Genomic DNA, 15,014 nt, shown 5'->3' on the forward strand with positions numbered 1-15,014 from the left:
TCTTGTGTTGCTTGCACAATGTGTGAGCGACGTTCATCCCTGTGGGAGCGGGCTCGCCCGCGAAGAGGCCATCAGCTTCGCCAATGAATTCAGCTTGGCACTCCTCCCGACCACCGGCCGATCCCCCAATTGACGACCAGTACACAAAAGTCCAGTATGGAATTATAAGTACAAAAAAGTCGTCCCCCCAGTTCCAGCTTTTTCTTCTGTCTTGCCAAACCAACAACAACCCGCGAGAGAACGAATATGAAGCAATTCCCCCTCATCACCGGTCTGGCCCTGAGCCTGTTGGCGTGCAGCTCTGTGTTCGCCGCCGAGAAAACCCTGCGCATCGGCATTGAAGCCGCCTACCCGCCGTTTGCCTCCAAGACCGACAAGGGCGAGATCGTCGGTTTCGACTACGACATCGGCAATGCCCTGTGCGCGCAGATGAAGGCCAAGTGCGTTTGGGTCGAAGGTGAGTTCGATGGCCTGATTCCTTCGCTGAAAGTGAAGAAAATCGACATGGCCCTGTCGTCTATGACCATCAACGAAGATCGCAAGAAGTCGGTGGATTTCACCCACAAGTACTACTTCACCTCTTCGCGCCTGGTGATGAAGGATGGCGCAGTCGTGGATGATCAGTACGCCAGCCTCAAAGGCAAGAACGTCGGCGTGCAGCGCGCCACCACCACTGACCGTTACGCCACCGAGGTGTTTGAACCCAAGGGCGTCAACGTCAAGCGCTACAGCAACAACGAAGAGATCTACATGGACCTGGCAGCCGGTCGCCTCGATGCGATCTTTGCCGACACCATCCCGCTCAGTGACTTCCTCTCGATGCCTCGCGGCAAGGGGTATGCGTTCGTTGGGCCAGAACTCAAGGACCCGAAATATGTGGGCGAGGGCGCCGGGATTGCCGTGCGCAAAGGCAACACCGAACTGGTCAGCGAGCTGAACAGCGCCATCGACGGCATTCGCGCCAATGGCGAATACCTGAAGATTTCCGAGAAGTACTTCAAGTCGGATATTTACGGCGACTGAGCAAAAGCATCGCCAGCAGGCTGGCTCCCACAGTTTTGAATGCATTCCAGAGCGGTACAGCAGCCCGAGGCTCCCACAGTTGAGAGCATTTCAATGTGGGAGCCCGCAGGTTGGATCCCACAGTTTGAATGCATCCCAGAGCGGTACAGCAGCCCGAGGCTCCCACAGTTGAGAGCATTTCAATGTGGGAGCCCGCAGGTTGGATCCCACAGTTTGAATGCATTCCAGAGCGGTACAGCAGCCCGAGGCTCCCACAGTTGAGAGCATTTCAATGTGGGAGCCAGCAGGTTGGATCCCACAGTTTGAATGCATCCCAGAGCGGGACAGCAGTCCGAGGCTCCCACAGTTGAGTGCATTTCAATGTGGGAGCCAGCCTGCTGGCGATTCGGTCGCAAGCACATGCACATCTGTGTAAGTAGCCCAAGTTAATCACTTCTTAACCGCCCTGTCGTTTATTCCCCGACATCTATTCCATGCGCCCCGGGGCTCTCCAAGCCAGGGGCCAGCGTGTAGACTTCCGGTCAATCGAATTCAGAAGGGAAACGCAATGAGCGAGGAAACGATGCGGTTGGGCCGTGAGCGGCGCTACCTGGTATTGCTGGGCATCATCTGCCTGGCGCTGATCGGCGGCGCGCTGTACATGCAAATCGTCCTGGGCGAGGCGCCTTGCCCGCTGTGCATCCTGCAACGTTACGCATTGCTGCTGGTCGCGGTGTTTGCCTTCATTGGCGCGGCAATGAGCACCCGGCGCAGCATTACCATCCTGGAAACCCTGGTGGTGATCTGCGCGCTGGCCGGTGTGGCAGTGGCCGGGCATCACGTCTACACCCAGTTCTACCCGGCGGTCAGCTGCGGTATCGACGTACTGCAGCCGATTGTCGACGGGCTGCCGCTGGCGAAGATCTTCCCGCTGGGGTTCCAGGTCGACGGCTTCTGTTCCACCCCGTATCCACCGATCCTGGGGCTGTCCCTGGCCCAGTGGGCGCTGGTGGCGTTCGTGATGATCGTGGTGCTGGTGCCGGTGCTGACAGTGCGTAACCGCAGGGCGCTGCGCTAACTCGCCGCTGTTGCCAGGGTTGCTGAGACGCCCCGGCCTTCGTTGAGAAGGCCGGGGTATTTTTTTGTGGGTAAAAAGCCTGTTTCAGCCCTGAAGTAAAAACAGCCTGATGTGTGACAGTCGAGGGTGCGACAGGTGTGCGACATGTTGTCACAGAGCAAGTGTCGCAGGGCGTTTCAAAGTGACTGATTGGCGCAGTTCTGCGCGACGAAATTGGCTCTAGTTTCAGGTACGCGCCGTACTACCGAAAAACCTCGAACAGGCAGTTTTAACAGGCCCTGGCGATTTGCCGGAGCCCTTGTCATATAGGGGCTACGGCGGGGTAGACCGAGGCTGAAAAGCCTTCGACACTGTCTGAACTGCGCCCGGTAGACCTACTATTTTTGGTGTTTTTGTTGAGAATTATTTTCGATACCATGGCGCACTTTTGCGAAAATCATGAATGATTGTTGCCGGAATGGATAAAAATTATTTCGGGATAAGACATGGTTTATAAAACGTTACATATCTACAATCGCCACCACTGAATTCCCGGCACTGCTCACCCCAGAGCAGAACAGGGCGTCGAGAAGCTCCAGAGCTTCGTGCGACTCCCCAGGTGTCGGTGCCTTCCAATTATCCGCACCAAATGGAATTGGTCTGTAACAAGGCCTTTGACCACGAATTCGAATAAGAACTCACCGCTGGCCCAGGATTTGTCGAACAGCGTCTGACGCGCGACGGGCAGCCCTTATTCAATCCAAGAAAAATGCCAACCCTTGGCAGGGTGAAGTGTTGGCGATCAAAACCCAACTGCATTGCGCAAGCTGCTTTAGAGGTCGTGAGATGAGTAAAAACAGGTACCCCAGACTACTAGGCTTATTGCCGCTGATCGGCACGTTGTTGCTGTCAGGCTGCAACATGACCTTGCTCAATCCAACGGGCCAGGTGGGCCTGGAGCAGCGAAACCTGATCATCACCGCAACGTTGCTGATGCTGTTGGTCGTGGTCCCGGTCATCGTCATGACCTTCCTGTTCGCCTGGAAATACCGCGCGACCAACACTGACGCCGTGTACACGCCCAAGTGGTCGCACTCCACCAAGATCGAAATCGCGGTGTGGGCTGTTCCAATCCTGATCATCATTGCCCTGGGTTACGTCACCTACGTGTCGACCCACGAACTTGACCCGTACCGTCCGCTGGAATCCGACGTCAAGCCGATCACTATCGAAGTGGTCGCACTGGACTGGAAGTGGGTATTCATCTACCCGGAGCAGGGCATCGCAACGGTTAACAAGATCGTGTTCCCGACCAATACCCCGGTCAATTTCAAGGTCACGTCGGACTCGGTGATGAACTCGTTCTTCATTCCGGGCCTGGGCGGCCAGATCTACGCGATGGCCGGCATGCAGACCAAGCTGCACCTGATTGCCAACCGTGACGCTGAAATGGAAGGCATCTCTGCCAACTACAGCGGCGCAGGTTTCACCGGCATGAAATTCAAAGCGATCTCAACTTCTCAGGAGAATTTCGACACCTGGGTAAGCGAAGTCAAAAAGGCACCTAAACAGCTGGAAAAAGCTGAATACGAAGCCCTTACCAAGCCAAGCCAGAACAACCCAGTCGAGCTCTACTCCTCGGTGACGCCGAACCTGTTCCAGATCATCGTCGACAAGTACGAAGGCATGAAACCGGGCAAGCCGATGCATCACGAGAAGAAAGAGAAAGAAGTGGCCCAAATGGAAGGGATGGACATGAGTTCGCATTCAGCTGCCGGGGCAGAGGAGTAAACGATGTTTGGTAAATTAAGTTGGGAAGCGGTCCCGTTCCACGAACCGATCGTGATGATTACCATCGCCATGATCGCACTCGGTGGCCTGGCGCTGTTCGCTGTAATCACCTACTTCAAGAAGTGGACCTACTTGTGGACCGAGTGGTTGACCTCGGTTGACCACAAGAAAATCGGCGTGATGTACATCATCGTCGCCATGGTCATGCTGCTGCGCGGCTTTGCCGACGCCATCATGATGCGTACCCAGCTGGCCATGGCCACAGAGGGTTCGCCTGGCTACCTGCCGCCTGAACACTATGACCAGATCTTCACCGCTCACGGTGTGATCATGATCATCTTCATGGCGATGCCATTCTTCACCGGCCTGATGAACCTTGCAGTGCCGCTGCAGATCGGCGCGCGCGACGTTGCCTACCCGTTCCTGAACTCCTTGAGCTTCTGGCTGCTGGTATCGGGCGTCGTACTGATCAACCTGTCCCTGGGCGTCGGCGAATTCGCCAAGACCGGCTGGGTTGCCTATCCACCGCTGTCGGGCCTGCAATACAGTCCTGGCGTAGGGATGGACTACTACATCTGGGCGCTACAGCTATCCGGGTTAGGTACGACGCTAACGGGGGTCAACTTCCTGGCCACCGTGCTGAAAATGCGTACCCCTGGCATGAAGCTGATGGACATGCCGATCTTCACCTGGACCTGCACCTGGGCCAACGTCCTGATCGTGGCTTCGTTCCCGATCCTGACCGCTACCCTGGCACTGCTGACGCTTGACCGTTACATGGATTTCCACATTTTCACCAATGAACTTGGTGGCAATCCGATGATGTACGTCAACCTGTTCTGGGCCTGGGGACACCCCGAGGTTTACATCCTGATTCTGCCGGCGTTCGGGATCTTTTCCGAAGTCATCTCGACCTTCACTGGCAAGCGTCTGTTCGGCCATCACTCGATGGTCTACGCCTCTGGCGCGATCTCGATCCTGGGCTTCATGGTCTGGCTGCACCACTTCTTCACCATGGGTTCGGGTGCGAGCGTCAACGCCTTCTTCGGCCTGGCGACCATGCTGATTTCGATCCCGACGGGGGTGAAGCTATTCAACTGGCTGTTCACCATCTACCAGGGTCGTCTGCGTTTCACCAGCCAAGTTCTGTGGACCCTGGGCTTCATGGTGACCTTCGCCATCGGCGGCATGACCGGCGTACTGCTGGCCATTCCGGGTGCTGACTTTGTCTTGCACAACAGCCTGTTCGTGATCGCTCACTTCCACAACGTGATCATCGGCGGCGCGGTATTCGGCTACATCGCAGGCTTCGCGTTCTACTTCCCGAAAGCGTTCGGCTTCAAGCTGCACGAAGGTTGGGGCAAGGCTGCATTCTGGTTCTGGATCACCGGCTTCTTCGTCGCCTTCATGCCGCTCTACGTACTGGGCTTCATGGGCATGACCCGTCGCCTGAACGCCACCACCAATCCTGAGTGGGTGCCGTACCTGTACGTCGCCATGTTCGGTGCGGTGATGATCGCTGTCGGCATCGCCTGCCAGCTGATCCAGCTGTACGTCAGTGTGCGTGACCGCAACAAGCCGGAAAACATGTGCGAACACGGTGACCCGTGGAATGCCCATACCCTGGAATGGTCGACCTCGTCGCCACCTCCGTTCTACAACTTCGCCGTGCTGCCGAAAGCGCAAACCATCGACCCGTTCACCGAAGCCAAGGAAAACGGCACCGCGTACCAGGCTCCGGCCAAGTACGAGCCGATCCACATGCCAAACAACACCGCTACCGGTGTGGTCATGGGTGCTCTGCTGACCGTGTTCGGTTTCGCGATGATCTGGCACATCTGGTGGCTGGCAATCGTGGGACTGGTTGGCACCGTGGTGTATTTCACTATCCATGCCGCCCGTGACGATCAGGGCTACATGGTGCCGGTGGATGTCATCGAGCGCATCGAAGCCGAGCAGCACAAACGTCTGGTAGCGGCCGGGAAAATCCCAGCCAACGCCACCCGTGTTGAAACCTCGTTGGAACAGGCTTAAACCATGTCGAACTTAGTGACCAATGCTGGACACACCCATGTCGATGGACATGGGCACGATGACCATCACCACGACTCGGGCGAGATGACCGTATTCGGTTTCTGGCTCTACCTGATGACCGACTGCATCCTGTTTGCGTCGATCTTCGCGGTGTACGCGGTACTGGTTAACAACGTAGCCGGTGGCCCGTCGGGCGCCGACATTTTCGAGCTGCCGTACGTACTGGGCGAAACCGCTCTGCTGCTGTTCAGCTCGATCACCTACGGCTTCGCCATGCTGGCGTTGTTCAAGGGCAAGAAGACTCAGGTCCTGGGCTGGTTGGCCATGACCTTCCTGCTGGGCGCCGGCTTTATCGCCATGGAGATCAACGAGTTCCACCTGCTGATCTCCGAAGGCTACGGCCCTAGCCGTTCCGGCTTCCTGTCCGGGTTCTTCACCCTGGTCGGCACCCACGGTCTGCACGTGACCAGCGGTCTGATCTGGATGGCGATCATGATGTACCAGGTGCAGAAAAACGGCCTGACGGCGACCAACAAGACTCGTCTGAGCTGCCTGAGCCTGTTCTGGCACTTCCTGGACGTGGTGTGGATCTGCGTATTCACCGTTGTTTATCTGATGGGGACTATGTAAATGGCTAACGCTCATTCCCACGATAGCCACGATGCCGGCCACGGCAGCGTCAAGTCCTACGCTATCGGTTTCATTCTGTCGGTGATCCTGACCGTCATTCCATTCGGCCTGGTGATGTACCCGACTCTGCCGAAAGCCATGACCCTGTGGATCGTACTGATCTTCGCAGTCGTCCAGGTGCTGGTGCACCTGGTGTACTTCCTCCACCTGGACCGCTCGGCCGCCCAGCGTAACAACGTCATTGCGTTTGTTTTCGCCGCGATCGTTATCGTCCTGCTGGTTGGCCTGTCGCTGTGGATCATGTTCAGCATCCACACCAACATGATGGCGCACTGAGGTAAATCCGGATGTCCTTGAAGCACTTTATCCAAATCACCAAACCGGGGATCATTTTCGGTAACGTGCTTTCAGTGGCAGGCGGATTTTTCCTGGCCTCCAAAGGGCATGTCGATCTGGCCATCTTCCTGGCCGCCATGATCGGCACGTCCCTGGTCGTCGCTTCCGGTTGCGTGTTCAACAACTGCATTGACCGCGACATTGACGTGAAGATGGAGCGCACCAAGAACCGGGTGCTGGTGCAGGGCTTGATCTCCCTGAAACTGGCCCTGATCTACGCGACCGTCCTGGGTGTCGCCGGCGTTGCCTTGTTGTACAAGGTGGCCAACCCGCTCGCGGCGCTGTTCGCGGTGATCGGCTTTGTCATCTACGTCGGTTTCTACAGCCTGTACCTCAAGCGCAAGTCGGTTCACGGCACGCTGGTGGGCAGTCTGTCGGGGGCGATGCCGCCGGTGATCGGCTACGTGGCCGTCAGCAACAGCTTCGACATGGCAGCGCTGACGCTGCTGGTGATGTTCAGCCTGTGGCAGATGCCGCATTCCTACGCCATCGCGATCTTCCGCTTTAACGATTACCTGGCCGCATCGATTCCGGTGTTGCCAGTGAAGCGCGGGATCAAAGTGGCCAAGAAGCACATCCTGCTCTACATCCTGGCCTTCCTCGTGGCCACCTTGATGCTGACCTTCAGCGGCTACGCCGGCATGAGCTACCTCGCCGTCGCCGCGGCCATGGGCATGTACTGGTTGTACATGGCCTGGACCGGCTACAAGGCAGTGGATGACACGGTCTGGGCACGCAAGCTGTTCGTGTTCTCGATCTTCACCATTACCGCGTTGAGCGTGATGATGTCCCTGGACTTCAAAGTGCCGAGTGAGTTGTTGCTGACGTACGCGCCTTAAGCGTCGACTGCCGTAAAGAAAAACCCCGCCTTCGAGAGAAGCGCGGGGTTTTTTATTGGCGACAGTTCCGCTACCCGCGCCAGTGAGTACAACGCCGAACCCCTGTAGGAGCTGCCGCAGGCTGCGATCTTTTGATTTTGATCTTTGGCAGGAACAGACATAGCTGAAGATCAAAAGATCGCAGCCTTCGGCAGCTCCTACAGAGACCTCATGCTTGACGCTGATATTTTTGAGGATGAGCCTGTGGGTACGGCGTTACACCATTGTAGCGATCTGCTGGCAGGGGAGGTCGTCGGTAGATCGGCGGTGCTGGCGATCAGTTATTTGACATTCAGCTTTTGATGAAACCAATAGGATAGGAGTGGGTTTGGGTCTTCCCTAGCGGTACTGTTGGGATGCTCAGTCTGGATAAAAGATCTGCTCTTATGGCGCCTGAAAGCTCGGGGTTGTTCTGCTCCCACTCCATAATTTTGTGACTTCCACCACATTGCTTATCGATGAGTGCATCCATGCGGGCGTGTAGAACCTGGATCAGGTCGTCTGCCGATTTAAAACCTGACGCATTCATCAACTGTGTTTTGATAATGGTCTCAAAAGCATTTTGTGCGGAGCCCTTTTGATGCATCAACAGGCTGCACCGGTAACCAATCTTCATGCGCGTGGTATGCGCCCATTCGGTTTTTCCTGCTATGGATTGGGCATGGTCAGCGTAAGGAAAGGTATGAAACTCTTGCGCAAGCAGGGGGAGTTTTTCTGAAAAGACTGCATCTTCCCTTTTGAAACGATGTTTCAGTTCCGGGAAAATGGCCGGTCGTTGACTGACTGCTGTTTCATATCCGTTTTCTTTGGTTTGCCCTTGAAAGCCAACATCCAGGCAGCTGCCAAAATCAAGGCGCATGACGTGCAGGCTCCCGTCACCCTTTTTGACAATACCCATGTTCTTGTAAAACACGTTGAAGGGATCCCAGTCACCCAGCAGTTGCGATACACCCAGACTATCCTGCGATTGCCGTTGCAAGGCCTCTGGCAATATATGAAATTGCTTTTGCATCACTTCTTCAAGTTGTAGTGCTTTGGCTCTGTAGACTTGAACAAGCTCTTGATCCGGATTCCGATCGACGCCTACCCACCAGTTGGGGTTTTGAGCACGCAATTCGGACAATTCGCCAGTGAGCGTTTTCGCAATGATCGCATTGTGTTTGAAGGCGGCAGCATCTTCATGTGTGAATGCCTTGAATTGCCGTTCGAGGTCATCCGCTAATTCTTCCTTGATCAAGCAATCGCCGAAATCCTGGTAGTTTTCAAGTCGGGAAGCAATAAAAATCTTCTCGTTGTCTGCGCCCTCCATTATGCAGCTGCATTCATTAACCATACGTGCTTTCGGTGCTGGCAAGAACAAGCTATAAATCTCGGTGCTGACCACTTCTCGTGAAGTGATTGCATTGCTCACTACAGGACTGGTTGAGTCATAACTCACTGCGTCTTTCAGATAAAAACGTTCACCCTCGGACGATACAACCTTGCCAAGGTTCGCGCTGGTTCCCATTCCGTTTTCCACTGCCACCGGAACTGCACTACTGAAGTCGACGACGTAAGGCTTTGAGTCCGATTGCATGGAGTTCACAGGAGGAAAGGCTGATTCAATATCTGGAGTAGTTGTATGCCTGGCGGTTGGAAAAAGAAATAATTTGAGCATGTGACTGACCTCATTTGAACGACGGTTTGATTACCTGTGCGGGTATGTGATGCGTGTTACGAGAACTCAAAAAAGGTGCAGGGTGGCAGGCAGTCGTTGACCGGCGATTCTGTTTTTCGCTCATGGCGCGCTTGATAGTCCGTAGGAAGTCTCTGAAGGAGTGTTCTGAAAATCTGGAATGCGGTGTTCGTAGGGTTGTGAGCACTCAACTTCTGTCGTTAGATTTCCTTGTCGGGTGGTTTTTAAGAGCCCTGAAGTCAACTGTCGTTAGAGGGCTGTTAGCGTGAATGCATCAAAAAAATACCTAACCGATGCGGCTGTCCACCAGGCTCTGTTACTGGTTGATCTCACCGAAAAAAGCGCTCCGGAGCATGCCGTCCGACTATTGCTCAATGAAATCCTTCAGCGACTGGCTGAAAGCGGCTGGCCCCAGGCTCAACTACAGACAGGCCCACGCGTTGTGTCTGCCGAGGAAAACTACGGGTTGCTCGGCTATGACCCCGCTGAAATCACACTGGGCAGCGAACATACCCGTTGGGTCGATGAGCACTCTCTGTTGCGTACGCAAACCACCAGTCAGATTCCTTCGGCGTTGCAGCGTGCGGCTGGTAGTCGGCAGCCGGGCGAGACGATATTGCTGGCCGCGCCCGGTATCACTTTTCGCCGAGACAGTCGTGACCGCTGGCATTGCGCGGAGCCGCATCAAATGGATATCTGGGTCCTCGGTGATCCGCAGCTGTCGACGCACGAGCATTTGCTGCGCTTGGTCGGCGATATTCTTCAGGCGGCCGTGCCTGAAAAACCATGGGTCTACAGTGACAGCCCGCATCACTACACCGAGGGTGGAATCGAAGTGAACGTGATAAATGACGGCGCTCCCGTCGAGGTCCTGGAGTGCGGTCGTATTGCGCAATCGTTGTTGGAACGGTTGCAGATAGATCCATCGCGTCATGGTGGGTTGGCGCTCGGGATGGGGCTGGATCGGCTGACGATGCTGCGCAAAGGCATTCCGGATATTCGCTTGCTGCGGGATCAGAATGTAAGGGTGCAGGCGCAGATGCATGATTTGAATCCATGGCGTGCGGTTTCGCGTTTGCCGTCGATTGCTCGTGATATTTCGCTGGCGGTTACACCGGGGTTGAGCGAAGAAGTGTTGACCGAAAAAATGTTACTCGCGGCCGGTGACTGCGCCGAATGGATTGAGGAAATGCAGGTCAAGCGACGTTGGGGATTTGCTGACTTGCCTGTGCAGGCCGTCGAGCGTCTCGGGCTGTTGCCGGGCCAGGAGAATGTACTGCTCCGGGTGGTGCTTCGAGATTGTTCGCGATCGATCACGACGGCTGAGGCGAATGCCTTGTACGCGGATATCCAGTGCACGTTGCACGAGGGCGCACCCGGGGCGGGGTACAAGATGGATGTTTCGAATGTTTGATGCCGAGTAGGCAAACCGAACCCCTGTAGGAGCTGCCGAAGGCTGCGATCTTTTGATCTTTGTTTTAAAGGCGGACTTTGCAAAAGATCAAAAGATCGCAGCCTGCGGCAGCTCCTACGGGGAGGGTGGTGGTCGGCTATTTTTTGGGTGTATCCAGCAACCGGAAAAAGCGCTCGCGAACCTGGCTGCTGTCGCTGTGGGCGACGTTGAAGCGCAGGTGCTGGCAGGCGTCCGGGGCTTTGCTGAGCAGGGTGCCGGGGGCCAGGACCAGGTCGATTTCCAGGCCTTTTCTGGCCAGTGTCTCGGCGTGGAACCCATCAGGTAATCGGGTCCAGATGAACAACCCTTCATGGGGCAACGATGACACCGAGCAACCGGCCTCTTCCAGCCAGCGGGTCACTCGGTTGCTCGAGTCGTAGAGCCGGTCCACGGTGCGGCGGGTGTGCTTGGCGTAGCTGCCGTCGCTGAGCATGTTGCAGATGATCTGCTCGGCCAGTTCCGAGGTCATGCCGCCGGCCGCCATCTTGAGCCCGATCATGCGTGCGGCCAGTGGCGGCGCAAGCACCGCGTAGCTGACGCGACTGTTGGCGGTCAGGGTCTTGGAGAAACCGGACACATAGCTGACGTTGTCCAGCCCGCCTGCCGCCAGGCGCGGGGTGCTTCGTTGTTGCAGGTCGCAATACAAATCGTCTTCGACAATGTGGAAACCGTAGCGGTGACTCAACTCCAGCAAGCGATAGACCTGAGCCGGCGAGAACGAGTGTCCGGTGGGGTTATGCAGACTGTTGTTGGTCATGTAGAGCACAGGCCGATGGGCAATGACTGTCCGCTCGAACGCTTCCAGGTCCATGCCCTCGACACCCCGGTGGACGGTCACTACCTTGGCACCGTGCAAGGCCAGGTTGGTGTGCATGGTGAAGTAGCACGGGTCGTCGAGCAGCACGGTGTCGCCGGGTTTGATCAGCAGGCGCATCAGCATATCGATGGCCTGCACGGTGTTGGCGGTGGTGACGATCTGCTCCACCGGCACCTCGATGCCGATGGCTGTCAGCTTGACCCGCAAGGCTTCGCGCAACGGCGGATAACCGGCGGCCACGCCGTATTCACCCATGCGCAGGGAGGCGTCGCGCAGGGTTCCGCGAACGGCTTTGAGCAATTCATCGGCCGGTAGCCATGAGGAAGGCAGGAAACCTGCGCCAGGACGTAGTGCGCCGTTGTCCTGCAGCACCGCGCGGCGGACCACGCTGAGCGTGTCCTGGGGCAGCAGGTCGGGGCCGGCATCCAGTTTGGGCATGGCGCTGGAGCGGTGCACGAAATGCCCCGAGCCTTGGCGGGAAACCACCAGGCCCTTGGCACGCAGCCTATCCAGGGCATCGACCACCGTGGACTTGCCCACATTCATCAGGTCCGAAAGCTCGCGAATGGGCGGCAGGCGGGAGCCGTGGGGCAGGCCGCCCTGGTTGATCGCCACCGACAGCTGATCGACGATCTGCTGCACCAGCGGTACGCCGGGCTGGAATTCGATGGCCGCGATGACTGCGCGTTGAACCTGCATTTTACTGGTCTCTCCGGCAGTAAAGTTCGTTTGATTCTATACGAACTTGCTCTGATCAAGACACCCGTCTCTCTCTACCATCACCTTACAGTCTTTCCTGATTGTCGGCGTTTTTTGCTCGCACAATCATTTGGTTCCAGAGGTGTTGCATGAGTATCGAGACAACGGCCGCCATCGCCAAACCGGTGATTAACATCCGTCTGTTCACGATCCGGATCATTACCGCCGTGTCGTTGTTTGCCGTGCTGGGCAAGGCCAACGTCTGGCTCGACACCGCCACCAACAGCATCCTTGCCCTGGGTTATCGGGCGTTGTTATTGCTGCTGCCGTTGACGTTGCTGGTGCTGGGTCGTCGTTCCCTGAGCGTCACCTTGCTGTGCGCCGCCCTGGGGTTGGTGCTGCTGGCCGTCACCAGCAATCAGGGCATGGTGATGTTCGCTGCGGCGCTGTTTGCCTATGGCATCGCGATTGCCGGGTACCTGATCAAGAGCGAAGCGGCGCAGACCAAGGAGGGCGCGGCCTACAACCGTGTGGCGATGAACATGGGCAGCCTGCTGGCCGGGTTGATCCTGCTGTCGCCACTGCTGACCCCGCCCCTGTTTTTCCTCGGTGCCGCCAGCTTTGTCCTGCTGTGCGTGCCAATTGCCATGGGCGCGACCTTCACCACCCAGTCAGCAGCGGCGAGTCCGGTGACACAGGACGGCAGCGGCTGGCGCAACAAACTGCCGTGGGCGATCGCCGGCATCATCATGGGCATCAAGCTGTTTGCTGTGTTCTCGATTCTTCCACAAGCGATCTTGCTCGAAACTGGTGAGTTGCCAGCCTGGTACGGCCTGATGCTGATCCTCAACAGCGCGGTCGTGGTGTTTGCCCAGGTGCCGGTGATGAAACTCATCGAGCGCACGGGGCGCTTCAAGGTGCTCGCCGTGATCGGGATCATCGTCGCGGGCTTCGCGGTGCTCTCGTCTCCCGCGGCCTTTCATGTGGAAACCCTGATCGGCGCGTTGATCTGGGTGGCCTTGCTGTCCATCGCCGAGTGCGCCTTCAGCTACCTCGATTACTTCTCGGTCAAGCAGAACAACATGTTCGTCAAGGAAGTGTCCCTGGGCGTCGGCGCCGGGCTCACGGTGCTGATCATGCGGGTGGTGCCGGCGCCCCATAACGCGTTGCTGCTGGCCGCCATCGGCGCGGGCGGGATTCTGGCGTGGTACTGGCTCAACCGCACATCCAACGCGGCGCTGCACGACTGAGCCATTGCGGTTGCTTTTTTTGCTTCACAGGCAGGAGGTTTCATGAAGACGACGTCATGCGTAGTAGTGGTCGGGTACAACGGCAACCGGGTTCACGATATCCAGAAGCTGCGCGACCTCTGCAAGACGCTCTACAACGCAAGGCTGATCCTGGTGGTCGAGCGCATTGCCCCTGATGACGACCAGGTGGCGGACCACGTCTGCAGCGCTTCAATGGCGCCCGAGGATGTAACCGATTCCTTGGAACTGGTGGTGGGCTGCCTGGCGGTCGATCGCTGGAAACTGATCGGCGTGCTGCCGTTTTCCGACCGCGGGGTGTTGCTCGGCGCGGCCCTGGCCAGTCATTACGGCCTCCCGGGCATCACGCCCAACGAAGCACGGGCGGGGCTGGACAAGCAGATTTTCCGCAAGCTCGAAGCAACCTCCAGCACAGCTCCCGAAGATTACCGTCCCGTATTTTCAACCCGTGTCGAGAGCCTGGCAGAACTGCGCCAGCGGGTCGTCGAACTGGGCGGCAGGGCGTTCATCAAGCCCGCCTGTGAAGGTGCAAGTCGCGGCTGCCGGGTGATCCATCACCCGTCCGAATGCGACGAGGCGTGGCAGGCACTCAAGTCTTATCGCAGTGGCGGCATCGTGCTTGAAGAATTGGTTCGCGATGCTCGGGAGTACAGCTGGGACTACGTGGCCGGCAGCACCTGGATCACCGAAAAAACCACGACCGAAGGCGCCTTCCGGGCCGAGATCCAGCAGGTGGTGCCTGCGCCGTTGCAGGGTGATGCCCAGGCTCGCCTGGCAGCGGCGGGGCGGCACATGTCGGGGCTGGTCTCCTTGGACAACGGTGCCTACCACAACGAAATCTTCCTGCGCCCTGAGCAACTCACTTCGGCGGTAGAAACCAACATGCGCCCTGGCGGCATGCACATCTGGGACCTGGCGCGCATTGCCTTTGTCGACTTCGACCCATGGGAGCGCTGGGTGAGGTGGGCCGTGGAGGGCCAGTGCGAGCGACAGGATCCGGTCGCGCGGGGTTATTGCGGCATTCGCCTGCTCAGGGCGCCGGGCGGTGGCCTGTTACGTGACCTGCCAGACATCGACGCCGTGGCACGGATGCTCGGCATCGAGTTGGTGGCGGCCGTGTATGAGCGGCGCATCGGCGACTCGGTGTCGGCGCTGGTCAAGGACAACACTTCATTTATCGGCCACATCGTCCTGTTCAACAAGGACTACGAGCAACTCACCAGTGACTTGTTGCGTCTGGCCGAGGCGGTTGAAGTGCGCATGGAAGTCGCCTGTCTGGCGCCGCCCGCCAGAGCGATGGGCTGAACACGATTT

The 15,014-nt window shown here is 57.4% G+C and carries 12 protein-coding genes; 10 read left to right on the top strand and 2 right to left on the bottom strand.

The features are described 5' to 3' along the window. Positions 1–246: 246 nt before the first annotated feature. The 7 genes from IMW75_RS14425 to cyoE all read left to right on the top strand — a co-directional run bounded on the left by IMW75_RS14425 (position 247) and on the right by cyoE (position 7,749). The gene (locus tag IMW75_RS14425) at positions 247–1,023 is read left to right on the top strand and encodes an ABC transporter substrate-binding protein (protein ID WP_045062714.1); all 777 of its coding nucleotides are present in this window, start codon (positions 247–249) and stop codon (positions 1,021–1,023) included. Positions 1,024–1,570: 547 nt separating this feature from the next. Beyond that, positions 1,571–2,080, top strand: a complete 510-nt coding sequence (locus tag IMW75_RS14430; RefSeq protein ID WP_045062712.1) for a disulfide bond formation protein B — start codon at positions 1,571–1,573, stop codon at positions 2,078–2,080. Positions 2,081–2,905: 825 nt separating this feature from the next. Continuing rightward, positions 2,906–3,850: a ubiquinol oxidase subunit II gene (cyoA, locus tag IMW75_RS14435; RefSeq protein WP_045062710.1), complete on the top strand. Its 945-nt coding sequence runs from the start codon at positions 2,906–2,908 to the stop codon at positions 3,848–3,850. 3 nt (positions 3,851–3,853) lie between these two features. After that, a complete protein-coding gene (gene cyoB / locus IMW75_RS14440) occupies positions 3,854–5,884 on the top strand; it encodes a cytochrome o ubiquinol oxidase subunit I (RefSeq protein ID WP_045062708.1) in 2,031 nt (676 codons plus the stop codon). Positions 5,885–5,887: 3 nt separating this feature from the next. Continuing rightward, the gene (locus tag IMW75_RS14445; RefSeq protein WP_045062707.1) at positions 5,888–6,514 is read left to right on the top strand and encodes a cytochrome o ubiquinol oxidase subunit III; all 627 of its coding nucleotides are present in this window, start codon (positions 5,888–5,890) and stop codon (positions 6,512–6,514) included. Continuing rightward, positions 6,515–6,850: a cytochrome o ubiquinol oxidase subunit IV gene (gene cyoD / locus IMW75_RS14450; protein WP_028623533.1), complete on the top strand. Its 336-nt coding sequence runs from the start codon at positions 6,515–6,517 to the stop codon at positions 6,848–6,850. 11 nt (positions 6,851–6,861) lie between these two features. Beyond that, the gene (cyoE, locus tag IMW75_RS14455; RefSeq protein ID WP_045062703.1) at positions 6,862–7,749 is read left to right on the top strand and encodes a heme o synthase; all 888 of its coding nucleotides are present in this window, start codon (positions 6,862–6,864) and stop codon (positions 7,747–7,749) included. Positions 7,750–8,080: 331 nt separating this feature from the next. On the opposite strand, the gene IMW75_RS14460 is transcribed toward cyoE, so the two are convergent. Continuing rightward, the gene (locus IMW75_RS14460; RefSeq protein ID WP_205893000.1) at positions 8,081–9,445 is read right to left on the bottom strand and encodes a hypothetical protein; all 1,365 of its coding nucleotides are present in this window, start codon (positions 9,443–9,445) and stop codon (positions 8,081–8,083) included. A gap of 283 nt (positions 9,446–9,728) precedes the next feature. On the opposite strand from IMW75_RS14460, the gene srmL reads away from it, so the two are divergent. Continuing rightward, the gene (srmL, locus tag IMW75_RS14465; RefSeq protein WP_205893001.1) at positions 9,729–10,877 is read left to right on the top strand and encodes a PheS-related mystery ligase SrmL; all 1,149 of its coding nucleotides are present in this window, start codon (positions 9,729–9,731) and stop codon (positions 10,875–10,877) included. A gap of 136 nt (positions 10,878–11,013) precedes the next feature. On the opposite strand, the gene IMW75_RS14470 is transcribed toward srmL, so the two are convergent. Next, positions 11,014–12,432 carry an aminotransferase-like domain-containing protein gene (locus tag IMW75_RS14470; RefSeq protein ID WP_205893002.1) on the bottom strand — a complete coding sequence of 473 codons (1,419 nt, stop codon included), beginning with the start codon at positions 12,430–12,432 and terminating at the stop codon, positions 11,014–11,016. 149 nt (positions 12,433–12,581) lie between these two features. Between IMW75_RS14470 and IMW75_RS14475 the strand changes: the two genes are divergently transcribed. After that, the gene (locus tag IMW75_RS14475; RefSeq protein ID WP_205893003.1) at positions 12,582–13,682 is read left to right on the top strand and encodes a hypothetical protein; all 1,101 of its coding nucleotides are present in this window, start codon (positions 12,582–12,584) and stop codon (positions 13,680–13,682) included. Positions 13,683–13,724: 42 nt separating this feature from the next. Next, the gene (locus IMW75_RS14480; protein WP_205893004.1) at positions 13,725–15,005 is read left to right on the top strand and encodes an ATP-grasp domain-containing protein; all 1,281 of its coding nucleotides are present in this window, start codon (positions 13,725–13,727) and stop codon (positions 15,003–15,005) included. Positions 15,006–15,014: the final 9 nt, after the last annotated feature.

It is taken from the genome of Pseudomonas gregormendelii (assembly GCF_017114825.1).
In the GTDB taxonomy this organism is placed as follows: Bacteria; Pseudomonadota; Gammaproteobacteria; order Pseudomonadales; family Pseudomonadaceae; genus Aquipseudomonas; species Aquipseudomonas gregormendelii.

Coding starts and splice junctions, on each gene's coding strand:
- IMW75_RS14480 (WP_205893004.1), top strand. CDS start 13,725: ATGAAGACGACGTCATGCGTAGTAGTGGTCGGGTACAACGGCAACCGG.
- IMW75_RS14425 (WP_045062714.1), top strand. CDS start 247: ATGAAGCAATTCCCCCTCATCACCGGTCTGGCCCTGAGCCTGTTGGCG.
- IMW75_RS14470 (WP_205893002.1), bottom strand. CDS start 12,432: ATGCAGGTTCAACGCGCAGTCATCGCGGCCATCGAATTCCAGCCCGGC.
- cyoA (WP_045062710.1), top strand. CDS start 2,906: ATGAGTAAAAACAGGTACCCCAGACTACTAGGCTTATTGCCGCTGATC.
- cyoE (WP_045062703.1), top strand. CDS start 6,862: ATGTCCTTGAAGCACTTTATCCAAATCACCAAACCGGGGATCATTTTC.
- IMW75_RS14445 (WP_045062707.1), top strand. CDS start 5,888: ATGTCGAACTTAGTGACCAATGCTGGACACACCCATGTCGATGGACAT.
- IMW75_RS14475 (WP_205893003.1), top strand. CDS start 12,582: ATGAGTATCGAGACAACGGCCGCCATCGCCAAACCGGTGATTAACATC.
- IMW75_RS14430 (WP_045062712.1), top strand. CDS start 1,571: ATGAGCGAGGAAACGATGCGGTTGGGCCGTGAGCGGCGCTACCTGGTA.
- cyoD (WP_028623533.1), top strand. CDS start 6,515: ATGGCTAACGCTCATTCCCACGATAGCCACGATGCCGGCCACGGCAGC.
- cyoB (WP_045062708.1), top strand. CDS start 3,854: ATGTTTGGTAAATTAAGTTGGGAAGCGGTCCCGTTCCACGAACCGATC.
- IMW75_RS14460 (WP_205893000.1), bottom strand. CDS start 9,445: ATGCTCAAATTATTTCTTTTTCCAACCGCCAGGCATACAACTACTCCA.